The sequence below is a fragment of the Bifidobacterium pluvialisilvae genome, assembly GCF_019331695.1.
Classification (GTDB): Bacteria; Actinomycetota; Actinomycetes; order Actinomycetales; family Bifidobacteriaceae; genus Galliscardovia; species Galliscardovia pluvialisilvae.
Map to the genome: position 1 here is coordinate 54,271 of NZ_JAHBBI010000003.1, position 25,083 is coordinate 79,353.

Consider the following 25,083-nt stretch of genomic DNA (forward strand, 5'->3'; position numbering starts at 1 on the left):
AATCGAAGGAAAATGAAAAGGGAACGTTGATATTCCAACGTTCCCGGCATGTGGGTGATAAGGGACTCGAACCCCTGACATCCACCGTGTAAAGGTGGCGCTCTAACCAACTGAGCTAATCACCCGCAATCGTCTAGGATAACGTATTCCATATGGACGACGGTCCCGCGTGTCGTATTTTTTGCTGGTTTTTTCGTGTCCGTCCGGTTCCGGTACGACATTTGACCGCGCAATCACGTAAGGTGACTGTAGTCAAAGAAATCCATCGCAGCCGGGGGAGGTCGGTTTTATGGCGCATCAGCGTGAGACAGGGCGGAATGGCGCTTCGATCGCGAAGGCGGGAAAACACAAGTGGGGCTACGACGTCAGCCAGGTCAATTCCTTCCTCGAACGAGCCCATACCCTGTACGAGGACGCCGAACCGAAGATGACCCAGGAGGACATCCAGAACGTCTCCTTCGCGCTTGAGAAGGACGGGTATGTGATCTCACAGGTCGACGCGGCGCTCAACCGTCTGGAGAAGGCCGTGGTCGACAAGCAGACCCAATGGGACGTGGCCTCGTTCGGCCGCGTCGCGTGGCGGGCCACCACCGAGCAGCTCGCCCACAGCCTGTATCCCCGGTCGGAACGCCCCGAGAAGGATCGCTTCTCCCCGGGGGAGGACAAGAAGCCGTCGTACGACCGCAAGCAGGTCGACCGTCTGGTCGCGCAGATCGTGGGCAAGATCCGTCGCGAGCTCGGCGAATCCGACCGCGACGGGGACGTCGACGACAAGGCCGACGCCGAACTGACGTCGATGCGCGTCTCCAACATCATCTTCACCCAGCGCACCGGACGTCGCGGATACAGCGAACGACAGGTGGACGCATACCTCAACCGCGCCGTGCAGGTGCTGTCCCGCCTCGAATCGTTCGCGCGCCTCGAAGGGCCGCTGTCCAAGGTCGGCGTCGCCGATGCCGACGCCGACGCGCCCGCGGCCCCGGTCCGCGCGGCCGTCCAGTCCGCACCGGCCCCGTTGAACAAGCGTCCCACGGAGATGCTGTTCAACACCGTGCCCCAGCCGAAGAACGAGGCCAGGACCGAGCCGTTGGAAGGCTACGGATACGCCCCGCGCAAGGCCGCGGCCCCGGCCCCGGCGCAGGACGCCGGAGGGAACGGGGGAAGGGACTCCTCGTTCTACGATCTGCGCAAGGCGGAGAACGAGATCTTCAGCGGCAACAACGACGGCCTGCCCTTCGCCCAGTCGCCCGCGGCCGCGGTCAGCGGGTCGCTGGCGGGACTGGTGAACGCGACAGGCGCCGCAGCCAAGTCCCAGGCCCCCGCCGCCGACACGTCACGGCGTCCTTCGGCGCCGGAACCGTCCCCGCTCGAGGAGACCGCCGCATACACGCCGGATGACCTGCCCGCACCGCCGGCCCCGGCCGCCGCGGCATCCCACCGGTTCGACTTCGCGTCCTCCCCGGCCCCGGCCTCAGCCCCGGCCACCGGTACCGCGCCGTCACCGGCGATGACTCCGGCCGCGCAGGCGCCCACCGTTCCGCCGTCGCCGGCATCGCCCGCCGTCTCCTCCCCGGCTTCGGGCGGCAATGCGGTGCCGGAGCCGTCTCCGGCCCTCGGACAGACCGAGGCGTACTCCTTCGACTTCGACGCACTCGACGGCGCCGGCAAGGACGATGCCGGCGACGACGGCATCCGGACCACGCCGTATCTGGCCTCGTCATATGAATCGGCGTACGCTCCCGCGCCCTCGAACACGTCCGCAACGACGGGTACGTCCGCGGTTTCGCATGCGCCCGACGTCGCCCCCGCAGGCACCGCCCCGAAGAAGGACGACGCGGGGGACGCCGCCCACCGGGCATCGGCGAGCGAAGCGGACGACTACCTGTCGTCGCTGCTCGACACCAGCTCCATCCCGGCGTTGGACTTCCACATCCCCAGCCTGACGTTCCCCACGGACGACGAGAAGAAATCCTGACAGGCAATCCATCAGAAGCAGGTGAACAGCAAGTGAGTCAATCACCGAACGACAACCCCGTCGACACCGGGTTCGACGACGTTGCGTGGCATCGCAGCGTCATCGTGCTCGGATCCACGGGATCCATCGGCACCCAGGGGCTCGACGTCATCGCGCGGCATCCCGAGCGGTTCGAGGTCATGGCCCTCGCCGCGGGAGGCTCGCATGTCGGGCTCCTCGCCGAACAGGCCGTGCGCTTCCATGTGCGTCATGTGGCGGTGGCGCGGCAATCCGCGGCCGATGAGCTGCGCCGCGCCATGGCCACGCTCGGCGCCACCGACGTGGACGTGACCGCTGGTCCGCAGGCCGTCATCGACGTCGCCGCACTCGGCGCGGACGTCGTGCTCAACGGCATCACCGGATCCATCGGACTGGAACCGTCCATCGCGGCGCTCCAGGCGGGATCCCAGCTCGCGCTCGCCAACAAGGAATCCGTGGTGGCCGGCGGCCATCTGCTCTTCGACGCGCAGGTGCGCGCCGGGCAGATCAACCCCGTCGACTCCGAGCATTCCGCCATCTGGCAGTCGCTCAGGTCCGGCACCCATGGCGAGGTGGAACGGCTCGTCGTCACCGCCTCCGGAGGCCCGTTCCGTGGCCGCAAGCGCGCCGAGCTCACCCATGTGACACCGCAGGAGGCCCTCCATCACCCCACCTGGAACATGGGGCCGGTGGTCACCATCAACTCCTCCACCCTCATGAACAAGGGGCTGGAGGTCATCGAGGCCAGCCGCCTGTTCGACATCCCGCCGCAGCGCATCGCCGTGACCGTGCACCCGCAGTCCATCGTCCACTCCATGGTCGAGTTCCGCGACGGCGCCACCATCTGCCAGGCCTCGCCGCCCGACATGCGCCTGCCCATCGCGCTGGGCCTCTCCGCCCCCGACCGTCTGCCGAACGTCGCCCGGCCATGCGACTGGACGACCGCCTCGCAGTGGACGTTCGAGCCGCTCGACAACGAGGCGTTCCCCGCCGTCGAGCTCGCCCGCCATTGCCTCGCCGCCTCCGAAAAGCACACGGCGGTGCTCAACGCGGCCAACGAGCAGGCAGTGCATGCGTTCCTTGACGGCAGGCTACCGTATCTGGCGATCACCGACACCGTGCGCCGGACGCTTGACGAGCTGGACGACGAACTGCGCGGCGCGCCCCTGTTCGAATCCGTGGAGGAAATGAGCCAACTCGAGCAAACCGCACGACGTCTGGCCGACGATTTGATAAACAACAATCGTGACTGATTCCAAAACCATGAGCAAAACCGCATCCGACACCGCGTTCCGCAGGACGGGGACGCCCTCCATCGGCGAATCCCCGTTGCACCCGCGACGCAAGTCCCGCCGCATCATGGTCGGACCCGTCCCCGTCGGCGGCGGTGCGCCCGTGAGCGTGCAGTCGATGACGAACACCGTGACCGCCGACGTCAACGCCACGCTGCGCCAGATCGGCGAACTGGCGCAGGCGGGATGCGACATCGTACGCGTGGCCGTGCCCAGCCAGGACGATGCCGACGCCCTGCCGTCCATCGTGGCGAAATCCCCGATCCCCGTCATCGCGGACATCCATTTCCAGTCCAAATACGTGTTCCAAGCCATCGACGCCGGATGCGCGGCCGTGCGTGTGAACCCCGGCAACATCCGCAAGTTCGATCAGGTCGGCCCCGACATCTGCAAGGCGGCCACCGACGCCGGCATCAGCCTGCGCATCGGCGTCAACGCCGGATCGCTCGACAAGGAGCTCTACGCCAAATACGGCGGGCCCACGCCCGAGGCCCTCGTCGCCTCCGCGCTCAAGGAGGCCCACATGTTCGAGGACGTCGGCTTCCACGACTTCAAGATCTCCGTCAAACACCATGACGTCGTCACCATGGTGCAGACCTACCGGCTGCTCGCATCCAAGGGCGACTGGCCCCTGCACCTCGGCGTCACCGAGGCGGGCCCCCAATGGCAGGGCACCATCAAATCCTGCCTCGCGTTCGGGGCGCTGCTCGCCGAGGGCATCGGCGACACCATCCGCGTGTCCCTGTCCGCGCCGCCGGTCGAGGAGGTCAAGGTCGGCTGCAAGCTGCTTGAATACCTGGGGCTGCGAGCACGCAAGTTCGACATCATCTCCTGCCCGAGCTGCGGCCGCGCGCAGGTGGACGTCATCCAGCTCGCCAACGCCGTGACCGACGGGCTCAAGGGCATCACCGCGCCCATCCGCGTGGCGGTCATGGGCTGCATCGTCAACGGGCCGGGCGAGGCCCGCGAAGCCGACCTCGGCGTCGCATCCGGCAACGGCAAGGGGCAGATCTTCATCAAGGGCAAGGTCATCAAGACCGTGCCCGAGGACCAGATCGTCGACACGCTGCTCGACAAGGCCCACGAGATCGCCGAGCGTATGAAGGAGGAGGCCGAGGCCAACGGCACCACGCTTGACGCCGAGCCCGTCGTCATCCCCATCCAGACGCCGTCCCGCGCCTAGCGGGAAGCCGATCGGCCCCTCTACTTCAACGGCAGCGTATAGAATGGCCCGCGTGTTCAAACGCCGGAAAACCCAACAGGACCCCACGGACTGGACGTGGTCGAAGAAGATGCTGGTCAGCATTCCCATCTTCATCATCCTGATGGGCATCCTGACCTCGGTATCGCACATCACCACCGTGGAGTGGAAGAACGAGCCGACCGACCGCAGCGTACAGACCCTGTCGGCCGACACCGCCGTCACCTACCGCAACACCACCGGCAAGGCGTTGCCCGTCCGCGGCACCTACGCCGTGGAGACGCGCGGCACCTGGATCGACCTCGTCCGCCCGTCGACGGGGGAGCGGCAGCGGGCGCATGTGCTCGTCCGCTCGCCCAAGGTCGCGGCCGACCGGAACAGCCTCCCCGCCGTCGTGTTCATGCACGGCGCGGGATACGGCACCGCGGACAACTCCTTCGGCGATGTGGCCGAGGACCTGAGCTCGGCCGGATTCGTCACCGCCACCGTCGACAAGCCCGTATGGTCCACCAACGACATCACCCGCGACTACCCGGCCTCGGCCCACGCCTACGACCAGGTCGTCGACTACCTGCGGACGCTCGACACCGTGGACCCGGACAACGTCGGCATCTACGCCACGTCGGAAAGCACATGGATATCGCCGTACCTCGTTCGCGACGACGGTCACATAGCCTTCCAGATACTGCTCTCGCCCATGGTCTACAGCCCCCGGCACGCGCTGGGGTTCTTCGTGGCGCAGGACTTCGCCATCGTGGGCGCCAACCCGGGATACCAGTCCATCGTCAGGCGCGTGTTCAGCGCCGACATGGCCCGGTTCGGACTGGACAACCTCGACTTCAACCCGCTCGTGCCGCAGGGCTACGCCATCCCCACCCTCGTGGCCTACGGTTCCAAGGACGTCATGACCGCACAGGTCGACGGCGTCAGCGAGATCGAGGGCATGGCCAGGGAGAACGACAACTGGGACGTCACCATACGCAACTATCCGGTGGCCAACCACGTGATGAGACTGGGCGACGAGGCCGAGGAGGGCACGCCTCTCGTCGACCGCTACGAGGACGACATGGTCGACTGGGCCGTGGGACAGGCGCGCGGGCTCGAGGAGACCTCCGCGCCGATCGCCGGTACCACCATCTACCAGTCCATAGCCGTTCCCACCAACCTCAGGGCCCATCCATGGCTCACCGTGTACGGCGTCATCATCCACACGACCGCCGCCGCCATGCTGGTTGTCGCGGCGGTCCTCAACATCGTGGCGCTGGTGCGCAAAATCCATCACCTCATACGGCGCAAGGGGCCGCTGCTCGGCTACGTGCGCGGCTACCAGCGCGTGCTCATCGCCATATCCGTCACCACCATGGCGTCCCTGCTCCTGTTCATGGCGGGCGTCGGGCAGATCGTCTGGCGCATGGTGGAACTCATCTGGGGAGCCGCCCCCGAGGCGCCCGGCATGATCTACTGGAGCTGGTACGCGATCCAGGGCGCATGCGCGATCGTGGTGTGGGCCTGGTCGCGTGTGTTCTGCGAGATACTGCACACCATGTCCATCAAGGGCCTGCTGCGCACTCCGGAGGAATGGCGCGCCGACTTCAAGGTGAAGCGGCTCACCGGAAGGCCCGTGCTGCGCATCCGCGACTGGCATCCCGGACCGGTGATCGCCTCCACGCGCTTCGGCGTCGTCATGTTCGTCGTCACCACGCTCGCCATGTTCTGCATACTGCTGGTCCTGGCGTTCTGGGGCCTGTTCATCTATTGACGATCGCGGAACGGACGTCCACGCAATACGCATCGAGGAGGTGAACCAATGCCGCTGTACAAGGACGAGGGACTGGTGCTGCGCACCGTCAAACTCGGCGAAGCCGACCGCATCATCACCATCCTCACCCGCGACCACGGCAAGATCCGCGCCGTGGCCAAGGGCGTACGACGCCTCAGGTCGCGGTTCGGCGCCCGGCTCGAACCCTTCATGCGAGCCGACCTGCTCATCGCCACCGGCCGGTCGCTGGACGTCGTCTCCCAGGCCTCGTCGAAAGGCATGTACGCCGACCGCATCATCGCCGACTACGATTCCTACGTCAACGCCGGCATGGTCGTCGAGACCGCGGACAGACTGTTCTCCACACTCGACGAACCCTCACCGAGGCAGTATCTGCTCGCCGTCGGCGCCGTCTCCGCATTGGCCAGACGACTGCACGCCCCCGGCGACATCGGCGAATCCTACATGCTGCGCGCGCTCGCGCTCGCCGGATGGCGGCCGCGTCTCGACGCCTGCGTCGTATGCGGCGGGGCGGCGGGGCTGTGCGCGTTCTCCACACCGGGAGGCGGCGCGATGTGCGGCGGGGACCGCACCCCCGAGGCGCGGACCGTGACGGCACGGCAGCTTGCCCGGCTCAGGGCCTTGCTTGCGGGAGACTGGGACGCATTGGACGGTGCCGACGATGACGATGACGGGGCCGGCGTCGTCCACGCCATAGTTGAAGAATGGGCGGAGTATTATCTCGAACGTCCGATTCGTTCCGCGCACTTGCTAGATTCGTAACCATGGCTTTTGAACACGTCGATTACACGTCGCTCGACATTCCGGCGGCGCCCTTCTCCGACCCCTCGATCATCCCCGACTTCCCCAAGGGCAAGGTGCCCCGCCACGTGGGCGTCATCATGGACGGCAACGGACGCTGGGCGCAGCAGCGCGGACTGGTGCGGACCAACGGCCATCAGGCCGCCGAACCCGTGGTGTTCGACACCATCGCCGGCGCCATCGAGGCCGGCGTGCGCTATCTGAGCCTGTACACGTTCTCCACCGAGAACTGGAAGCGCTCGCCTTCTGAGGTGCGGTTCCTCATGGGCTTCAGCCGCGAGATCATCCACCGTCGTGTGGCGCAGATGGACGAGTGGGGCGTGCGCGTACGCTGGTCCGGCAGGCGTCCGAAGCTGTGGAAGTCCGTGATCGACGAGCTCGAGACCGCCATGGAGCGCACGAAGCACAACAAGACCATCGACGTGGTGTTCTGCATCAACTATGGCGGACGCGCCGAAATCGCCGACGCTTGCGCGGCGATTGCAAAGGAGGTGCGTGACGGACGCATCTCCGGCGACCGCGTCACCGAGAAGATGATCGCCCAGCACCTCTACAATCCCGACATCCCCGACTGCGATCTGGTGATTCGCACGTCGGGCGAACAGCGCACCAGCAACTTCCTGCCGTGGGAGGCCGCCTACGCGGAGCTTGACTTCGTACCCGAGCTGTTCCCCGACTGCGGGCGCGAGGTGCTGTGGCGCTCCATCGACCACTACATCCACCGCGACCGGCGGTTCGGCGCGGTGAAGAAGCAGTGAACACCGCGGCAGCAAGGCCACGGGGCGGCCGTCAGTAGCAGTCCCAGGTGTAGAGCACTTGCGAGAAATCGAGCCGGCGCAGACGGTCCGGCTCGATGAGGAAGTTCATCACGCCCGTATCGCCGAACATGAGGCGGCCGTCGTCGAGCGAATCCAGTTGGAGCAGCAGCGTGGTGGCCCGGTCCATCGTGGAGCCGCCGCCGCGGGGATCGTCCTGGGTGAAGACCGGGTAGCCGCCGATTCGCATGCCGTCGCCTCCCATGACGTCGGTGAGTGTGTCGCGGATCTCCGCGTCGTGCGTGGCGAAGAAGTCGCGGTCGCGGTCGTTCAACGCGTTCAGGCAGCGTTGCAGCATGGCCTCGAACCGGAAATCGGACGTCGACATCGCCTGCGTGGTGAGCTGCGGCTCCAACCGGAACTCGACGTCGGGACCGCCCAGTGGCAGGTCGGTGTCGTCCTTCCAGCGGGGGCGGACGATGCGGCCGTGGGCGGTGTCATCCGGCATGGGGATGTATCGTATGCGCCATGAGCGTTGCAGGGCCAGCCGGTCCCAATCCATGCCGAACAGCGGGTCGTCGCCGGCGATGAAGAACTGCAGCAGGCCATCCTGCGGGAAGCCGTCGAGATGGGGCAGCTGGGCGAAGTTGAGCTGGGCGATGAGGAACAGCGGCTCGCCGGTCTCCTTGTTCTTGGGCGTGCCTATGGCCGGGGGCACATAGAATGCGCCGCCGACTTTGGTGTCGGTGATGGACGGCGCGTCGTTCGTGGGGGAGAGCTCGATGGCGGGGCGTTGCGTCTCGTTCCGGATCATCGCGGCGATCATCTGCGCCACGTAGTCGGTCAGCTGGGGGATGCGCTGCGTGTCCAAATAGGCTTCGTCGCGTTGGATTCCCGTGACGTTCGCCGCTATGGGGTTGGGGGTGTTGCGGGCGATGTTGCGCTCCTCCTTCGAGGCTTTCCCTCCGAACAGCATGTCCATGAGTCCCATGGCATCCTCCTTACCGCATGACGATGCGTTTCACGCTATGACATAGCCTAATCGCCGGGTGTTGCCTTCGAGGGACCGAATGGTGAAGAAGGCGTGTCCATCGGCGCATACGCCAGTTATAGTCATCATGACTATATGTGCTATGCTCATACTGATTTTCACGGGAGACGATGACGGACGGCAATCAGGACAGGCGTTCCGCCACCGTATGACGGTACCGCGGAGAACGGTACAGTAAGGACATCGCCATGAGCGTGGCTTCAGTAAACGACATCATCGAACGGCTCGGCGTCACCAGCACCTGCGACGCGGGACTGACCAAGGACCCGTGGGCGTTCGACACCACCCGGCCGACCTACGGGCCCGGTGCTTCGGCACTGGACATGATTCCGAAGAACGCGCCGAGGCAGCGGCCGCTGCCGGCCGAATACCGCGACGCCTCCGACGGCGAGCTGCAGGAGCGCATCCGCGACGCCAAGGCGCGCCTGGGCTCCAGACTGCTCATCCTCGGCCACTTCTACCAGCGTGACGAAATCATCGTGCACGCCGACTACGTGGGCGACTCCTTCCAGCTGGCCAAGAACGCCACCCAGTGTCCCGATGCCGAGCACATCGTGTTCTGCGGCGTGCACTTCATGGCCGAGACCGCCGACATCCTCTCCACGCCCGAACAGAGCGTGACCCTGCCGAACCTCTCCGCCGGCTGCTCCATGGCCGACATGGCCGACATCGACCAGGTCGAGGACTGCTGGCGGCAGCTCGGCGAGATCTGCGGCACCAAGCCGGGCGCCGACGGACTTCAGCAGATCATCCCCGTGACCTACATGAACTCCGCGGCATCGCTCAAGGCGTTCTGCGGACGCAACGGCGGCATCGTCTGCACGTCGTCGAACGCGCACGCCGTATTGGAATGGGCGTTCGCCCGCGGCAAGCGCGTACTGTTCTTCCCCGACCAGCACCTCGGCCGCAACACCGCCCGCGCCATGGGCATCCCATTGAGCCAGATGCCGTTGTGGGACCCGTACAAGCCGCAGGGCGGCGCCAGCAACCCCGAGGACTACGCCAAGGCGAGGATGATCCTGTGGAAGGGCTTCTGCTCCGTGCACCAGCGCTTCACCGTCGACCAGATCGAACGCGCCCGCAAAGCATACCCCGGCGTGAAGGTGATCGTGCACCCCGAATGCTCCATGCAGGTCGTCGACGCCGCCGACGGCACCGGATCGACCGCCTACATCGTCAAGGAGATCGCCAACGCGCCCGCCGGCTCCGTCATCGCCGTGGGCACCGAGATCAACCTCGTGAACCGTCTCGCCGCACAATACCCCGACAAGACCGTGTTCTGCCTCGACCCGGTCGTCTGCCCCTGCTCCACCATGTACCGCATCCATCCGGCGTACCTCGCCTGGGCGCTGGAAAGCATCGAACGCGGCGACATCGTCAACCGCATCACCGTGGACGAGGACACCGCCCGCGAGGCCAAGGTGGCGCTCGAACGCATGCTGGAGGTGCATCCGTGATCGTCGTCATCGGCGCTGGCGTCGCCGGACTGTCCGCCGCGCTCGCCGTGGCCGGCACCGGACGCGACGTCACCTTGGTCACCAAGACCGAGCTCGTGGAATCGAACACCTACCATGCGCAAGGCGGCATCGCCGCGGCCATCTTCGCCGACGACGACCCGAAGCTCCACGCACGCGACACCATCGCCGCCGGCCATGGATTGTGCGAGCCGCAGGCCGTGGACATCCTCACCCGCGAGGGCGCGGACCGCGTGCGCGAATTCGCCGCGGCCGGCGTGCGCTTCGACCGCGACGCCGAAGGCCGTATGCTTCGCGGGCTTGAGGCGGCCCATTCCCGCGCCCGCGTCGTACACGCCGGGGGAGACGCCACCGGCAAGGTGCTTGAACTCGACGTGTCCGCCATGGTGCGGGCCAACCCCCGCATCCACATCATCGAACACGCCTTCCTCGAAGACCTCGTGGTCCGCGACGGCGCCGTCGCCGGCGTACGCGTGCTGACGGAGTCGGGAAGCGACGTGCTCGCCGCCGACCGCGTCATCCTCGCCACCGGCGGCGCCGGACGCATGTACCCGTACACCACCAACCCGCAGGTCGCCACCGCCGACGGACTCGCCGCCGCCATCCGCGCCGGCGCCGAAACCGCCGACCTCGAGTTCTACCAGTTCCATCCCACCGCCCTGGCCGTCGGCGAGCACTTCCTCGTATCGGAAGCCGTGCGCGGCGAAGGCGCGGTCCTGCTCGACGACCACGGCGAACGGTATATGACCCGCATCGACCCGCGGGCCGAACTCGCCCCGCGCGACGTCGTGGCCCGCGAGAACTTCCGCGTGATGCAGCGGCAGGACGGCCATCCCGTCATGCTCGACGTCTCCCCGATGCGGAAGGAGCATCCCGACCTCGCCGCGTTCCTCGCCCACCGGTTCCCGACCATCGACGCCTACACCAAATCCCTGGGCTTCGACTGGAGCCGCGAACCCATCCCCGTCGCCCCGGCCGCCCACTACTACATGGGCGGCATCCGCACCGACCTCAACGGCCGCGCAAGCATCCCCGGACTGTATGCGGCGGGGGAGTGCGCCCGCACCGGCGTCATGGGATCGAACCGGCTCGCCTCCAACTCCCTGCTCGAAGGCCTCGTCTTCGGCCGCCGCGCCGGACTCGCCGCAGTGGCCGACGGGCCGGCCGCCATATGGCATCCCGTGCCGTTCACGAACTCCGCCACCGGCAGGCCATCCGGCGAACAGCCGGTGACGCTTGCCATGCCCGCAATCGACGACCATGACAAAGCGTCCGAAACATGGGACCGCAATCGCATCGAAGCCACGATGTGGCACGGCGTCGGCGTGCTCCGCAACGCCGACGGACTCGGAGCGGCGATGCATCAACTGGGAGACGGCCTTGCACTCGCCAATGCCGACGCCGATTCAGGCGGCGACGTCGACTCGTCGTACGACGATCACACGCGCCGCCTCGAAAACCGCAACATGCTCACCGTCGGCTACGTGGCCGCCAACGCCGCGCTCGCCCGCACCGAATCCCGCGGCGCCCACGCCCGCACCGACCATCCCGAGCCACGCGACGAATGGGCCCACTCCGTCGCCTACCGCATGCCCCTTGCCTAGTCCGACACCAAAGGAACCATCATCTTGCTCACCACGCATCTCATCCACACGGTCGTCGACGCCGCACTCGTCGAAGACGCGCCATACGGCGACATCACCTGCGCGACCGCCATCCCCGCCGACGAAACCGGCACGGTCTCGCTCGTCGCCCGCGAAAACGGCGTCATGAGCGGCATCGACGTCTTCACCGCCGTGTTCGCCCGGCAGAACCCCGCCGTAAACGTCACGCCGTACATCACCGACGGCCGGGACTTCGTTGCAGGACAGCGGCTCGCCGACATCGACGGCCCGATGCGCGACATCCTCACCGCGGAACGCGTGGCGTTGAACCTCACCCAACGCATGAGCGGCATCGCCACCATGACCGCCGCCTTCGTCAAGGAGGCGGCACGCGGCAACGCCATGCCCGACGCCAAGGCGCCGCGAGGCTTCGCCCATACACGCATCGTCGACACCCGCAAGACCACGCCGACGCTGCGGGCGTTCGAAAAATACGCCGTCACCTGCGGCGGCGGCCACAACCACCGGTTCGGTCTCTCCGACGCCGTCATGCTCAAGGACAACCACCTCGCCGCGCTCGCCGCCCGGGGCCTCGGCCTTGCCGACGCCATCCGGCACGTGCGCGAACAGGTCGGCCACACCACGCACATCGAGGTGGAGGTCGACCGTCTCGACCAGATTCCCGCCGCGCTCGATGGCGGCGCCGACACCATCATGCTCGACAACTTCACGCTTGACGACACCCGTAGAGGCGTTGCACTCATTGATGGGCGCGCGCTCGTCGAAGCCAGCGGCAACATGACGCTCGACCGCGTCGCCGACGTGGCCGCCACCGGCGTGGACATCATTTCCGTCGGCGCCCTCACCCACAGTGTTCGCAGCATCGACCTCGGGCTCGACTATGTCCGCTGACACCGCGCTCTACCTCGACGCCGCCGCCACCGAACCGGTGGGCCGCACCGTCATCGACGCCATGCTGCCGTTCATGACCGACGCCTACGCGAACCCCGCCAGCGTCCATCAGGACGGCAAGACCGCCGCCCGTGCGCTCGACGCCGCCCGTCATTCGTTCGCCGCCAACCTCGGCGCCGCGGCCGACGACGTCATCTTCACCTCCGGCGGCACCGAATCCGACAACCTCGCCGTCAAAGGCATTGCGTTGGCGCAGATGCGACGGCTGCCGCACGGCGTTCGTCCACGCATCATCGTCTCCGCCGCGGAACATCCCGCCGTGGCCGAATCGGCCCGATGGATGCAGCGGTTCTTCGGCGCCGACGTGGTCGTGGCACCGGTCGACGACCATGCCCGCATACGGCTCGACGCCTTGGAGAAGGCCCTTGCCGCCGGTGACGGCGCGGATTCACGGCCGGTGCTCGTATCGGTCATGCTCGCCAACAACGAGGTCGGCACCATCCAGCCGGTGGAGGACGTCGTGCGCATCGCGCACTCCCACCATGTCCCGGTGCATGTGGACGCCGTGCAGGCGGCCGGTCAGATTCCCATCCGCATGCGCGACTGGGATGTGGACGCGCTCAGCGTCTCCGGCCACAAGTTCGGCACGCCCAAGGGGCTTGGCGCGCTGCTGGTGCGCGGCCGCGTGCCCCTCGAGCCGTTGCTCAGCGGCGGCGGCCAGGAGCGTGGGCTTCGCTCCGGCACGCAGAACGTGGCCGGCGCGGTCGGACTCGCCATCGCCTTGGACGAGTCCATCCGGTTCATGCGCGCGCATCATGCCGCACTCATCGCATCGCGCGACCGGCTAATCCGGGGCGTGCTCGAGGCCATACCGCAGGCACGGCTGACCGGCGATCCGGTGAGCCGGCTGCCCGGCCACGCGTCGTTCATCTTCCCCGGCGTCACCGGTGAGGCGCTGCTCGTCGACCTCGACGCCCGCGGCATCGAATGCTCCTCCGGCTCCGCCTGCGCCGTCGGCCGTCATGAGGTTCCGCCCACGCTGCTCGCCATGGGCTTGGAGCCGGCGGCGGCCAGGTCCGCGCTGCGCTTCACCTTCCGCCGTCCGCTCACCGACGCCGACATCGCGCGCATCATTGCCGCGCTATGTGCCTCCTGCAACTCCCTAGGCCTGCACTGACCGGCTGCATTACCGCCTGAGATTGTCGATATCGCAGATTTCCTCGTGCAAATCATCACAAAACAGGACGATTGGCGACAAATTGCGCGAGGCAACCATGGATATCGTTTGTCCGGGGGAGGAAAACGGAGGACCCGGCTCCGTGGAATGCGGAACCGGGTCCTTTTTTTGCAGCGGGACAGTGCGTCAGGCACTCAGTCAGATGCTCAGGCGCGCTTGCGCAGCGTCAGCGCGGCGCCCGCACCCAGCAGGACGAGCATGGCGACGACGCCGGTGGTGACGTCGGCGCCCGTCTTGGCCAGGCCGTTGGACTTCACGGCGTTGGCGTTCGTCGTGGTGGCGGCGGGCGCGGGCTTCTTGGCAGTGGTGTCGGCGGCCGGCTTCTTGGTGGTGTCGGTCTCGCCGCCCTTGTTCGGCGTGTTGCTGCCGGGCAGCACCACCTTGTCGAGCATGGTGAACACGTAGGTGATGGTCGCACCGGACTCGCGGCCGGTGTAGGTCACGGTCTGGGTGTCGTAGTCGGCGCCCAAGCCAACCTTCTTGCCGTTCTTGTAGGTGGCGTAGTAGGCACCGCCCTCGTCCCTGCCGGTGGCGCCGATGTAGTGGAACAGCGCGTCGGCGTCCTGCACGGAGTAGTTGGGCACGGAGTTCTTCAGGCCCTTAAGATCCGTGGCGGTGAGCTTGGTGTACACGGTCTTCGTCGGGGACCATCCGTCGAAGCCCTTGCTGGTGTCCGTCTGGCTCGGGAGAACCCAGTACGAGGCCTCGAGGTAGGCGCGTTCCTTGTCGTTGAACTTGGCCAGCGGGTCGACGGGCTTGGTCTCCTGCTTCTCCTTCACGGTGATGGTGAGCGTGGCGGAGAGGCCTTCGGCGGCGGTGCCCGTCCTGCCGGTCAGCGTGACCTTGGCCGTGCCGGCCTTCAGTGCCTTGACACGTACGTCGGTCTTGGGATTCGCGCCGTTGTCGACGAATTCGATGACCTTATCGGTCTGCGTGAGTCCCCATGTGAAGTAGTCTTTGTCCACGTTCGTGACCTTGGCGCTCAGGCCGAGCTCGACGCCGACCGTCAGGGTGCCGGCGGTGAGGGTTTCACCCTGCTCGTCGATGATGCTCACCGACTTGGTGGTCGGCTGCGGGTCGGGCTGGGAGGGCGTGGTGCTGGTCAGGTGGATGGTGCCGGTCTTGTCTCCGCCGAGGACCGTCAGATAGGCGCCGGCGGGGGAGAGGTTCACCTTCTTGGATTCGACGGTGGTGCTGGACTCGTATCCCTTGACGGCGAGGGAGAAGGAGCTGTACCTGCCATTGGAGTGGAAGATGCCGTCCGTGGTGGCGGACCCGGTGTACATGCCGACCTGCGCGGTCTTCTGCTGGTCGCCGGTCGCCGTATAGGTCACCGTGTATTCGCCCGGCTTGACGCCGACGTACTTGGTTTCGGTGGTGTGGGCGTCCTTGGTGGCGGTGCCGTCGTTCAACACGGCCTTCGGCACATCCTTGTCGCTGTTGACGGCCACGATGCCGAGGGCGCTGGTCTTGACCGAGTCGTTATGCGTCGGCAGTCCCGACAGCTGGAAATCATACGTCTCGTACTTCGCGTCGGCGGCGGATGCGGCGGTGGTGCCGGCGAATCCGGCCATGCCGAGGGTCAGTGCCGCGGCGAGCAGGCCGGCGGCCGCACGGCCGAGTCGGCTTTTCTTCTCCATGATCGTCATGGGTGAACTTCCTTGTCTCTTGGGTATATGGCCCCGTTCCGCGAGGGTGGGGCGCCATGCGGTGTTATCCGGCAGTGTCATCCATCACTGCAACACAAACGGCGATGCCGATAAAACCCCACGACTACGCCCATCGTACCGCTGTTGACGGGGGTTGTCGAGGTTAATGAAAACTACGTAATTACTGACGTCGTAGGGATATTTCGCCACAACCTAATTCGGGGGTATTGGTATGTGACCAACCAACCCCTTGTCGTTTGCTTCGTGTTCACCATCCGTCAACCGTCTCACCATCATCAGGGCGTACGTCGAACTGGCCGATGAGGGCGTAGTGAGGGACGTCCGGGCAAAGGCGCTTTCGTCATCTCGAAAGGCGACAGCATGATGAAGAGGCAGCCGACCCAATGGTTGCGCAAGGGATTCGGCGACGTCGTTACGACGGCGAAGCCGGTGGAGATCCCGCTCGCCGAACTGCACGACATGCCTAACGAAGACTATGCCACGCAAGATGCCGCCGGCGACCGTGACGGCTGCTGATGGGGTGGTACGAAAGCCGTGGACGCATGCTTCAGGTACGTAGTCCAGACGGGTCGTCGCCGCGTTTGTGGCGTCGTATCGTGTGTTCGTGCGCCGCTATGAGCCCAAGGAGATGTGATTGGCGGCGGAGGGAATGGAATCGGCCCTCGGCCGATGCGATGACATTGCGGACTGACGTCCGCGATCTCTCCCTCCGTCACGCCTTACGGCGTGCCACCTCCCTCGTCAGAGGGAGGTCGATACCGCGAAGCGGCGCCCTCTGACGAGGGAGCTGTCGAGCGTAGCGAGACTGAGGGAGAGACCCGGCCGTAAGGCCGAGACAACACCGCATCGGCCGAAGGCCGATTCCTCTGGTATATGTGGGGTGCCTTGTACCGCTCACTCCAGTCCGATGGACTTCAGGTTGTGAGTGGTGAGCGACGAGACCTTGAGGTCGCCGGATTCGGCGGCGAGCCGCACGGCGCGCGGGCCCTCGGCCGCGTAGCTGTAGGAGCTCATCGCCTGGTGTCCGTCGTTCACGTAGACCTCCACGGAGCCGCGGTCCACGAACACGCGCAGCTTCAGCTCGCCGGCCTCGAGCTCGGCCGGGTCGAGCGGGGCCATGCGGTAGCCGCGGTCGCCGTACTTGTTGGCCTGACGGTCCACCACGACGCCGCCGATCTGGTCGTCGTAGGCGACGTACGTGTAGGAGCCGTCCTCGGTGGCATGCACCTTGACGCCCGCGCGTTCGGCCGTGGTGGCCTTGAGGTCGATGGTCATCTCGATCTCCATCGCCTCGGCGTCGTCCGCCACCGTGAATTCGGTGCCGGAGGCGACATCGACCGCGCCGAAATCATTGGAATCCTCGCGCAGGGCTTCGATCTCCGCGGCCGGCGCGGTGTGCACGTCGCCGTCGTCGCCGAGGAACACCTCGCGCGGCAGGGTCAGCTGGCCGCACCAGCCGTCCTCCTGCATCGGGATGGGATCGACGAACGGGCTGAGCCAGCCGTACATGATCTGACGGCCGTCGGTGTTGCTCGCCGTGTCGCCGGGAACGGTGTTGAACGACTGCGGCGCATAGAAGTTGTGGCCGCAGTCCCACAGACGGAAGTCGGTCTCAGGCTTGAACTCGCCGCCCGGCTCCCACGTGCCGATCATGTAGCCGGCGTTGTTGACGTTGCGGTTCATGAAGCCGTTCGGCTTCGAGCCCATGGCGGAGAATCCGATGACCCACTTCTCGTTGCCGTCCTTGTCGGTGACGGGGAAGAAGTCGGGGCATTCGAGCATGAACACGTCCGGGTCCGGATGTTCGAACAACACGGTCTTGAATGTCCATTCGACCATGTCGTCGGAGGTGTACAGCCACATCTGGCCGCGCTGTTCGGCGGAGGAGACGCCGAATGTCATGTACCATACGCCGTTCGTCTTCCACACCTTCGGGTCGCGGAAGTGCCAGTGCACCCTGTCGCGCGGGCAATCGACGACCATGCCCTTCTTCTCGAAGGAGTCCAGCGTGTCGTCGGTCGGTTCGGCGAGCATCTGCACCTGCCATTCGCCGTCGGAGCCGTCGATGCCGTTGGCCCAGCGGTGGCCCGTGTAGTAGAACTTCGGCTTGCCGTCGTCGCCGATGACTGCGGATCCGGAGAACACGCCGTTCTTCTCCTCCTCGAGGCTGGGGGCGAAGGCGATGGGTTCGCGGCGCCACGTGACCATGTCTTCGGAGGAGACGTGGCCCCAGTGCATCGGACCCCATTGGGTGCCGTAGGGGTGCAGCTGGTAGTAGACGTGCCAGCGGCCGTTGTAGTGGCACAGTCCGTTCGGGTCGTTGATCCAGCCGCCGTTGGAGGCGATGTGGAACTTCGGATACCAGCGGTCGTTGCGTTCGGCGGCCATCCTGGCGACGCCGGCCTCGGCCTTGGCGAGTTCCTCCGCATGGTCCTTGATGGGGGAGTGGGTGGGCTTGAAATCACTCATCGTTGAATGGTCCTTTCCTGGTTGTGGGTTGTGGGTTGTGGATCTGACGTTCGATATGACGGTGGGCTCCCCTCGGTGAGGGGAGCCGGACGGTGCCGCGGAATCAGGCCTTGGCTTCGGAGGTCTTGGCGGCCTCCATCTCGCGCAGCTGCCTGTCGGTGTAGAACGGGTCGCCGCCGACCTCCTGATCGTCGCGCTTGATGACGAAGAAGCCGTAGATCAGCGCGCACAGCACGATGGCGGAGATGACCCAGAAGGTCACGCGCGAGCCCATGTCGTTGTTCGGCAGCACCTGGGCCATCTTGTCATGGAAGGCGCCCAGCGGCGTGGAGAAGATGACCTGGCCCACCTGCGAGGCGATCTGGAAGCCCACCATGTACAGCGTGGCGGAGAGCTTGGTGTCGAAGTGCAGGGTGAAGTAGCGGAACGCCGGCAGGCAGAACAGCGGCACCTCGATGGAGTGGAACAGCTTGACAATGGAGACGGTGACCGGGTCGTGGAACACGCCGCACAGGCCGATGCGCAGGAACATCACGGTGGCGCCGAGCAGCAGGGCGTTGCGCACGCCGACCTTCTTCATGATGATCGGCACGACGCCCATCATGGCGGACTCGAGGAACACCTGGAAGCCGTTGAGCGTGCCGTAGGTGGCGTTGCCGATGGCCTCGGTGGGGAAGAGGTTGGCGTAGTAGGTGGGGAACATCTGCTGGTCGAACACGGTGTAGAAGGTGTTGGTCAGCAGCATGAAGACGATGAGCACCCACAGGGTCGGCATCTTGAGCACGGCCACCATCTCCTTGAAGGAGGGGTTGGTGGGTTCGGCGTTCGGGTCGGACTCCTTCTTCAATTCCTCCCTCTGCTCCTTCGGCACCCAGAAGGCGTAGACGAGCAGCATGCACACGCCGAACGCGGATCCGACCCAGAAGTTGAGCAGCGGGTTGATGTTGAACAGGAAGCCGGCGCACAGGGCGACGATGGCGTAGCCGAAGGAGCTCCAGGCGCGGGACTGGCCGTATTCGAAACCGAACTTGCGCGAGTAGCGTTCGGTGATGGCCTCGAACAGCGAGCATCCGGACATGAAGCCCGCGGAGAGCACGACGGCGCCGATGAACGCGCCGATGTAGCGCGTGGTGCCGCCGGCGAGGATCATCGGCGCGTAGACGAACTGCACGAACGGGCCGACGAGCGCGGCGACCAGGGCCACGAAGACCACGAGCTTGCGCTTGATGCCGAGCTGGTCCTGGATGGTGCCGTAGATGAACATGATGACCAGTGTGGCCAGCGAGTTGATGGAGTAGATGGTGCCGACCTCGGCGTTGGTCAGTCCCACTCCGGAGATGAGCCAGCGCTGGAAGAACGACCACCAGATGCCCCAGGAGCAGAAGAACAGAAAGATGCCGAAGGAGCTTTGCAGATACGAGGGGTTCTGCCAGACCTTTTTGCTTGCCATGTCGTTTCCTTTTCTCTCGCGGTTTCCTACAGAGGTCCGCAGCTTTGCGGCTGTGTGTGGATAAACGCAGACCCGGCGTCCGGGGCACGTCATAGGGGTCGCGCTCGGCCGTGGTGTTGTCTGTGTCGTGTTGTCGGGTGGTGCCACTGGATTGTGTCTGTGTCACCGGGGTTGCACTCGTTGGCCGGGGCCTCACTGCCTTGCCTCGTCGCCGTGGTCTTGATTAACGATATTAACGTATCAACGACGTTTCGTCAAACGATTGACGTCAATGTTGACAATGAAAACGGAGGATATGGTGGAATCACTGGGAAAACTGCGAAAAACGACGGATTCACTCGGCGTGTCGCGATAATGGAGATGGATGTGGAAGAAGCCTTCCTGTCATCCTGAGCGGAGCGCCCGCTCAGGATGACATTGGGAGCGTGGCCTGCGCCCGGGATGACGGTGACGGGGCTACAGGCCGATGGGGCGCAGGTGGTGCACGCGCAGGAAGGGGATGTCCAGCGTGCCGGATTCGGCGCTGATCTCCACGGCCTGCGGTCCTTCGGAGGGGAAGCTGTACGAGGTCATCGCCTGCTCGCCGTCGTTGACGAACACCTCCACGGAAGCGCTGTCGATGAACACCCGCAGCTTCAGCGAGTTGCTGGTGAACGGCGCCGCACGGTAGCCTCGGTCGCCCCGCGCATTGGAGTGCCGGTCGATGAGGATACGGTGCGTCTGCGCGTCGTAGTAAACGCACGTGTGCGCGTTGTCCGACGTCGAATGCACCTTCAGGCCTCCGAACTCGGCCGTGGAGTGGTTGATATCGATCTCCATCTCTATTTCGACGGCACCGCCGTCCTCGACGATCGTCCGCGTCTCGTTGATGCCCAGCGTGAACGGCGCGAACGTGACGGTGCTCTCCCTCAGGCCTTCCAGCTCGTCGGCGGGGTTCGACCGGATGCAGCCGTACGAGTCAAGACGAATCTGCCGGGGCACGGTGAGCTGCCCGCACCAGCCGTCGCCCTGATTGGGGATGGGCGGCACGAACGCGCTCATCCAACCGTATTGGAGGCGCCGGCCGTCGGGCGCCGGCATCGACTGCGGGGCGTAGAAGTTATGCCCCCAGTCCCACATGCGGAACTCCGTGCGCGGGGTGAACGCCTCTCCCGGCTCCCACGACCCGATGACGTAGCCGGCGTTGTGGTGGTTGCGGTTGGCGAACCCGTTCGGGCGCTCGCCCATGGCGGAGAAGCTCAGGACCCACGACTCGTTGCCCTCCTTGTCCTTCAGCGGGAAGAAGTCCGGGCATTCGAGCATGTACACGCTGGGGTTCGGATGCCGGTAGAGGATGCGGTCGAAATGCCAGATGCGCATGTCCTCGGAGACGTAGAGCAACACCTGGCCGCGACGGTCCCTCGTGCTCATGCCGAAGACCATGTACCACAGGCCGTCCTGCTTCCACACCTTCGGGTCGCGGAAGTCGGGGAACCGGTCGATATTGTCGATGACGACGCCGAGCTTCCTGAAATGCACGCCGTCATCGGAGACGGCGGCGCACTGCACCTCGAAGTTGCCGTCGGCGTCGTCCACGCCGTTGGCCCAGCGGTGTCCCGTATAGAACAGCCACATGCGGCCGTCGTCGCCGACCACCGCCGACCCGGCGAACACGCCGTCGCGTTCCGCCTCCAGACTTGGCGCCAGCGCGATCGGCTCGCGCCGCCATGAGACCATGTCGTCGCTGGAGACATGGCCCCAGTGCATGGACCCCCATTGCGTGCCGTACGGATGCAGCTGGTAGAACACGTGCCAGCGGTCCTTGAAACGGCATGGTCCGATCGGGTCGTTGATCCATCCGCCGGGTGAGGCTATATGGAACCTCGGATACCACCGGTCGTTGCGTTCGGCCGCCAACGCGGCGACGCCCGCCTCGGCGCGCGCCAGCGCCTCGTCATGGTCGGTGAACTCCCTGTTGCCGTCATTCGTCATTGAATGCCCTTTCTCTATGTCAAACGATTATAGGAAAGGCGAACGATTATCGTCGGATATCACCGAGGATATGCGGCGCCGTCGTGTCGGCGTCGGTATCGTGCGCCGACGACACGACGTCATCACATCCCGACGACCGACTTCTTGCGAATCAGCGTGCAGTGGATGCGAGCCGTGTTGGTGTCCAGCGGCGGGATGGGGGAGCGTGTCTCCGGCAGCGGCAGCCCGCCGAGCGAACGGTGCTCGATGAGCGCGACGAGCTTCAGCGTGCTCCAGTACCCCATCTCGTAGTGCGGCAGGTCCACGGTGGTCAGCTGCGGTGCCAGCGTTTCGGCGAAGATGCGGTGGTTGTCCACGCCGACGACGCTGATGTCGCGGCCGACGACGAGGCCGCGACGGGCGGCCGCCTCGTAGACGTACCATGCGCGGGCGTCGTTGAAGCAGAAGAACCCATCGGGGTGCTGCTCGTCGAACAGCCGCTCGACGGCGTCGAGCGCCGGCTGGTTGAAGGTCGTGCCGGCCTCGAGCCGGGAGTCGAACGGGCGCCCGGCCTCCTGCAGGGCCCGGCGGTATCCGGCGCGTCGGCCCGTGTCGGCGGCGTAGGCGCGGTCGACGGCGCCGATGTAGGCGATATGCCGGCATCCGGCTCGGATGAGATGGCGCGTGGCATCGTATCCGATGGATTCCTCGTCGGGAACTATGGACGGCGTACGGCCGTCCACGTCGCTGCCGTCGAGCAGCACCGTGGGAAGGGGACTCATCCCGGTGGGCAGCTTCGTGCGCTGGTTGAACATACGCGCATAGATGAACCCGTCGACCCCGTACTGCTTGAGCGTGCTGATCTCATGGTCCTCAAGGTCGGCGTCGCCGTTCGTGTTGACGGTCAGCAGCATGTACCCCAGTGATCGCGCGGCGTCCTGGGCCCCCAGGATCAGGCGTCCCGCATATGGCGTGGTGGCGATTTCATCGCTGACAAAACCGAGGATGCGGGTCTTGCTGGTCCGAAGGCTCCTTGCGAGCGGATTCGGCCTGTATCCCAGTGTCTTGGCGATTTTCCGCACTTTTTCGGCGACGGATGGTTTCACGCGACCGACGTCCCTGTTGTTCAATACCAACGACACCGTCGAGATTGATACCCCCGTGCGCTCAGCGATCTCCTTCATCGTTGTCATATGCACTACGTTAACGCTTTGCGTGCGATTTTTGCCGCGTTTATTGCTTTTGCCTAAGGATTTTGTTCACCAACTCGACTTTTCCGTTCATCTGATGGTCGAATCCCGGACGCATGTCCATCTGCAAGCTCACCTGGGTGCGGTATCCATGGTCATAGAGCACGAATGCCGCGCGTTTGACCAGATCGAGTACGTCGTCGTAATCCCCCTCGATGTCGGTGCTCATGGCGTGGGTGCTGTTGTCGAGGCCGGAATCGCGAATGACATCGATAACCTGAGCGACGTATTCGCTGAGCTCCTCGCCCACGCCGGTCGGCCAGATGGTCAGCTGGGCGAGCGTGTTGACGTAGCGGTTGGCCGCGTTGGCCGTCTCATGGGTCAGCAGGGCCTTCGGACGGGGCGTGTGGCCGTGGCGTTCGCCACCGCGCACGGCCCGCCACGCGTCCACGAGTTGTTCCGTGGCGAGACGTGGGTCGTCGGCGCCGGCGATGGCCGAGACCACGAACCAGCCGGCAGCCTTCGTGCGCGCGAGCGGGGCGATGTCGGCGAGCTTCACGCCGCCGCCCACCACCACCGGATAGTCGCTGGCCTCGCACAGGCGGGCGATGGCCTCGATGGATTCGGCGTCGTCGTCGGCCTTCTCGATGAGCGTGGCCTCGGGCTTGGTGCCGGTCGGGTGGACGGCGCCCGCGCCGATGTAGTCCACCACGCCCGCGGGGAGGTCTTCGATGATGTCGAACAGCTCCGTGGTGTTGGCGGAGAGGCCGACGATGGCGTCCGGCCCGAGCAATTCACGGCAGGATGTCGCCGGCACGTCGGTCTGGCCCACATGCACGCCGTCCACCTTGATGCCGAGGTCGCGGGCGGCGAGCACCGCGTCGAGACGGTCGTCGATGAGCAGCGGCACCGTGTCGGACTTGCCGGCCTCGTCGATGACCTGCGCGATGTCGCGCGCCATGTCGATGATCTCGCCGGCGTCGGCGTGCTTGGCTCGCAGCTGCACGATGGTGACGCCGCCGTCGAGCGCCTGACGGACGACGTCCGTGACAGGGCGGCCGTGCGTGTCGTCGGGGCCGAGCACCAGATACGCGGAAAGGTCGAACGAATCGCGCATGGAGGCATAGGGGAATCGAAGGGTCATGACATGTCCTTTTCCATGTAGATAGGGGACTGGGCGATCTCGTCGGCCGTGGTGTTCCACAGGGCGTCGAGGAACGCCGTCTGGAACGATCCGGGGCCGTTCGCCTCGCGTTCGGCGCTGTCCGCGGCGCGGTTGTAGTGCAGGGCGGCGGCGATGGCGGCGGTCAGCGGCTCGGCCACGCAGGCGTAGGTGGCGGTGACGCCGCCGAGCGAGCAGCCAGCGCCGGTGATCTTGGTCATCCACGTGCTGCCGCCGGGCAGCCGATAGCCGTCCGTGCCGTCGGTCACCAGGTCGACGGCACCGGAGACCGAGACCACGCCTCCCGTGAACCGCGCCAGCGCGCGGGCGGCGGGGATGGCGGCGTCCACCTCGTCGCTGGCCTCCACGCCGGCCCGGCTGCGCGAGTCGGCGCCGTCGAGACCCCAGATGCCGGCGAGGGCGATGGCCTCGGAGGCGTTGCAGCGGATGATGGTCGGGGGAGTGGCGGCGAACGCGCGCAGGATGGCGCCGCGCAGTTCGCCGGCGCCGGCGCCCACGGGGTCGAGCACCCAGGGCAGGCCGTGCTCGGCGGCGTCGCGGGCCGCGGCGGGGTACTCGGTGCGGAACGGCTCCAGCAGGGTGCCCATGTTGATGTAGGTGGCCCCGGACGCTCCGCGGTCGAGCGCGGCGGCTTCCTCGCCGCTGTAGTGCATGGCTGCGGTGCCGCCCACGGCCAGCTGCGCATTGGCGACGAGGTTGATGGTGACGAAGTTGGTGAGCGACTGCGCCAGCGGCGTGGTGCGCCGCACGGCCGCCACCGCCTCGGCGACGGACTGGCGCAGCGGGCTGCCGATGCCGAGGTTGCGGTGGGCCTCCGGGGTCGCGGATCGTGTTGTCGAAGTCATCGAATGCCTCCCTACGATGGTGTTAGCCAACAGGTTCCAAGGGTCAGGCCGTGGCCTTCTCAACCTTGCGGCCCGAGCCGCGCCGGTTCCCCTGGCATGATGCTCCATAACGTATGCGGCGGCTAGGACAGTGGCGGTGCGCGCGGCCGGCGCGGCGACGGGAATGCGTGTCAGTGCTGGGCGGTAGAGTCGGTGCCGACTATTTCGACATCGTTGACCATATAT

19 protein-coding genes, 1 tRNA gene and 1 riboswitch are annotated in these 25,083 nt (G+C 65.9%); of the genes, 11 read left to right on the forward strand and 9 right to left on the reverse strand.

All coding sequences use genetic code 11. The features are described from left to right. Positions 1-51: 51 nt before the first annotated feature. Positions 52-125, reverse strand: a tRNA-Val gene (locus tag KIH77_RS03065). Between the two features lie 164 nt (positions 126-289). Here KIH77_RS03065 and KIH77_RS03070 point away from each other — a divergent pair. The 6 genes from KIH77_RS03070 (at position 290) to KIH77_RS03095 (ending at position 7,825) form a co-directional block, all read left to right on the forward strand. Next, a complete protein-coding gene (locus tag KIH77_RS03070) occupies positions 290-1,975 on the forward strand; it encodes a DivIVA domain-containing protein (RefSeq protein WP_219099616.1) in 1,686 nt (561 codons plus the stop codon). Positions 1,976-2,076: 101 nt separating this feature from the next. Next, positions 2,077-3,246, forward strand: coding sequence for a 1-deoxy-D-xylulose-5-phosphate reductoisomerase (gene dxr / locus KIH77_RS03075; protein ID WP_308283215.1), 1,170 nt, complete (start codon positions 2,077-2,079; stop codon positions 3,244-3,246). 10 nt (positions 3,247-3,256) lie between these two features. Further along, positions 3,257-4,468: a flavodoxin-dependent (E)-4-hydroxy-3-methylbut-2-enyl-diphosphate synthase gene (gene ispG / locus KIH77_RS03080; protein WP_219099834.1), complete on the forward strand. Its 1,212-nt coding sequence runs from the start codon at positions 3,257-3,259 to the stop codon at positions 4,466-4,468. A gap of 109 nt (positions 4,469-4,577) precedes the next feature. After that, a complete protein-coding gene (locus tag KIH77_RS03085; protein WP_236024453.1) occupies positions 4,578-6,245 on the forward strand; it encodes an alpha/beta hydrolase family protein in 1,668 nt (555 codons plus the stop codon). Positions 6,246-6,293: 48 nt separating this feature from the next. Continuing rightward, a complete protein-coding gene (gene recO / locus KIH77_RS03090) occupies positions 6,294-7,028 on the forward strand; it encodes a DNA repair protein RecO (RefSeq protein WP_219099619.1) in 735 nt (244 codons plus the stop codon). Positions 7,029-7,030: 2 nt separating this feature from the next. After that, on the forward strand, positions 7,031-7,825 hold the full coding sequence (locus KIH77_RS03095) for an isoprenyl transferase (protein WP_219099621.1): 795 nt from the start codon (positions 7,031-7,033) through the stop codon (positions 7,823-7,825). Positions 7,826-7,856: 31 nt separating this feature from the next. On the opposite strand, the gene KIH77_RS03100 is transcribed toward KIH77_RS03095, so the two are convergent. Continuing rightward, positions 7,857-8,813, reverse strand: coding sequence for a YwqG family protein (locus tag KIH77_RS03100; RefSeq protein ID WP_219099623.1), 957 nt, complete (start codon positions 8,811-8,813; stop codon positions 7,857-7,859). A 248-nt stretch (positions 8,814-9,061) separates the two neighbouring features. On the opposite strand from KIH77_RS03100, the gene nadA reads away from it, so the two are divergent. The 4 genes from nadA to KIH77_RS03120 are packed head-to-tail and all read left to right on the forward strand — an operon-like array spanning position 9,062 to position 14,041. Then, complete coding sequence (gene nadA, locus KIH77_RS03105) at positions 9,062-10,330, forward strand: quinolinate synthase NadA (RefSeq protein ID WP_219099625.1); 1,269 nt, start codon at positions 9,062-9,064, stop codon at positions 10,328-10,330. Next, positions 10,327-11,952, forward strand: a complete 1,626-nt coding sequence (gene nadB, locus KIH77_RS03110) for an L-aspartate oxidase (RefSeq protein ID WP_219099627.1) — start codon at positions 10,327-10,329, stop codon at positions 11,950-11,952. The genes nadA and nadB overlap by 4 nt, the downstream gene beginning before the upstream one ends. A gap of 24 nt (positions 11,953-11,976) precedes the next feature. Beyond that, positions 11,977-12,864: a carboxylating nicotinate-nucleotide diphosphorylase gene (gene nadC / locus KIH77_RS03115; protein WP_219099628.1), complete on the forward strand. Its 888-nt coding sequence runs from the start codon at positions 11,977-11,979 to the stop codon at positions 12,862-12,864. Next, positions 12,854-14,041: a cysteine desulfurase family protein gene (locus KIH77_RS03120; protein WP_219099630.1), complete on the forward strand. Its 1,188-nt coding sequence runs from the start codon at positions 12,854-12,856 to the stop codon at positions 14,039-14,041. Before nadC ends, KIH77_RS03120 begins: the two co-directional genes overlap by 11 nt. A 206-nt stretch (positions 14,042-14,247) precedes the next feature. Here the strand turns inward: KIH77_RS03120 and KIH77_RS03125 are convergent, their stop codons facing one another. Beyond that, the gene (locus tag KIH77_RS03125; protein ID WP_219099631.1) at positions 14,248-15,750 is read right to left on the reverse strand and encodes a hypothetical protein; all 1,503 of its coding nucleotides are present in this window, start codon (positions 15,748-15,750) and stop codon (positions 14,248-14,250) included. A 381-nt stretch (positions 15,751-16,131) separates the two neighbouring features. On the opposite strand from KIH77_RS03125, the gene KIH77_RS03130 reads away from it, so the two are divergent. Then, the gene (locus tag KIH77_RS03130) at positions 16,132-16,287 is read left to right on the forward strand and encodes a hypothetical protein (RefSeq protein WP_219099632.1); all 156 of its coding nucleotides are present in this window, start codon (positions 16,132-16,134) and stop codon (positions 16,285-16,287) included. 378 nt (positions 16,288-16,665) lie between these two features. Here the strand turns inward: KIH77_RS03130 and KIH77_RS03135 are convergent, their stop codons facing one another. The 6 genes from KIH77_RS03135 to thiM all read right to left on the reverse strand — a co-directional run bounded on the left by KIH77_RS03135 (position 16,666) and on the right by thiM (position 24,858). Further along, a complete protein-coding gene (locus tag KIH77_RS03135; RefSeq protein ID WP_219099634.1) occupies positions 16,666-18,240 on the reverse strand; it encodes a glycoside hydrolase family 32 protein in 1,575 nt (524 codons plus the stop codon). A gap of 103 nt (positions 18,241-18,343) precedes the next feature. After that, entirely contained in the window at positions 18,344-19,690 is a 1,347-nt protein-coding gene (locus KIH77_RS03140; protein ID WP_219099636.1) for an MFS transporter, read from the reverse strand. Between the two features lie 456 nt (positions 19,691-20,146). Next, entirely contained in the window at positions 20,147-21,661 is a 1,515-nt protein-coding gene (locus KIH77_RS03145; protein WP_219099637.1) for a glycoside hydrolase family 32 protein, read from the reverse strand. Between the two features lie 122 nt (positions 21,662-21,783). Then, positions 21,784-22,833: a LacI family DNA-binding transcriptional regulator gene (locus tag KIH77_RS03150; protein ID WP_219099639.1), complete on the reverse strand. Its 1,050-nt coding sequence runs from the start codon at positions 22,831-22,833 to the stop codon at positions 21,784-21,786. A 40-nt stretch (positions 22,834-22,873) separates the two neighbouring features. Continuing rightward, positions 22,874-23,974: an MTH1187 family thiamine-binding protein gene (locus tag KIH77_RS03160; protein WP_236024428.1), complete on the reverse strand. Its 1,101-nt coding sequence runs from the start codon at positions 23,972-23,974 to the stop codon at positions 22,874-22,876. Beyond that, complete coding sequence (gene thiM / locus KIH77_RS03165) at positions 23,971-24,858, reverse strand: hydroxyethylthiazole kinase (protein WP_219099641.1); 888 nt, start codon at positions 24,856-24,858, stop codon at positions 23,971-23,973. The genes KIH77_RS03160 and thiM overlap by 4 nt, the downstream gene beginning before the upstream one ends. Next, positions 24,850-24,961, reverse strand: a riboswitch (TPP riboswitch). Its footprint overlaps the gene before it by 9 nt. Positions 24,962-25,083: the final 122 nt, after the last annotated feature.

Excerpts from the sequence above, each read along its gene's own strand:
- KIH77_RS03125 (WP_219099631.1), bottom strand. The coding sequence starts at position 15,750 with ATGACGATCATGGAGAAGAAAAGCCGACTCGGCCGTGCGGCCGCCGGC.
- KIH77_RS03150 (WP_219099639.1), bottom strand. The coding sequence starts at position 22,833 with ATGACAACGATGAAGGAGATCGCTGAGCGCACGGGGGTATCAATCTCG.
- KIH77_RS03160 (WP_236024428.1), bottom strand. The coding sequence starts at position 23,974 with ATGACCCTTCGATTCCCCTATGCCTCCATGCGCGATTCGTTCGACCTT.
- KIH77_RS03120 (WP_219099630.1), top strand. The coding sequence starts at position 12,854 with ATGTCCGCTGACACCGCGCTCTACCTCGACGCCGCCGCCACCGAACCG.
- KIH77_RS03070 (WP_219099616.1), top strand. The coding sequence starts at position 290 with ATGGCGCATCAGCGTGAGACAGGGCGGAATGGCGCTTCGATCGCGAAG.
- ispG (WP_219099834.1), top strand. The coding sequence starts at position 3,257 with ATGAGCAAAACCGCATCCGACACCGCGTTCCGCAGGACGGGGACGCCC.
- recO (WP_219099619.1), top strand. The coding sequence starts at position 6,294 with ATGCCGCTGTACAAGGACGAGGGACTGGTGCTGCGCACCGTCAAACTC.
- KIH77_RS03145 (WP_219099637.1), bottom strand. The coding sequence starts at position 21,661 with ATGACGAATGACGGCAACAGGGAGTTCACCGACCATGACGAGGCGCTG.
- KIH77_RS03100 (WP_219099623.1), bottom strand. The coding sequence starts at position 8,813 with ATGGGACTCATGGACATGCTGTTCGGAGGGAAAGCCTCGAAGGAGGAG.
- KIH77_RS03095 (WP_219099621.1), top strand. The coding sequence starts at position 7,031 with ATGGCTTTTGAACACGTCGATTACACGTCGCTCGACATTCCGGCGGCG.
- KIH77_RS03130 (WP_219099632.1), top strand. The coding sequence starts at position 16,132 with ATGATGAAGAGGCAGCCGACCCAATGGTTGCGCAAGGGATTCGGCGAC.
- KIH77_RS03085 (WP_236024453.1), top strand. The coding sequence starts at position 4,578 with ATGCTGGTCAGCATTCCCATCTTCATCATCCTGATGGGCATCCTGACC.
- KIH77_RS03140 (WP_219099636.1), bottom strand. The coding sequence starts at position 19,690 with ATGGCAAGCAAAAAGGTCTGGCAGAACCCCTCGTATCTGCAAAGCTCC.
- KIH77_RS03135 (WP_219099634.1), bottom strand. The coding sequence starts at position 18,240 with ATGAGTGATTTCAAGCCCACCCACTCCCCCATCAAGGACCATGCGGAG.
- thiM (WP_219099641.1), bottom strand. The coding sequence starts at position 24,858 with ATGACTTCGACAACACGATCCGCGACCCCGGAGGCCCACCGCAACCTC.
- nadA (WP_219099625.1), top strand. The coding sequence starts at position 9,062 with ATGAGCGTGGCTTCAGTAAACGACATCATCGAACGGCTCGGCGTCACC.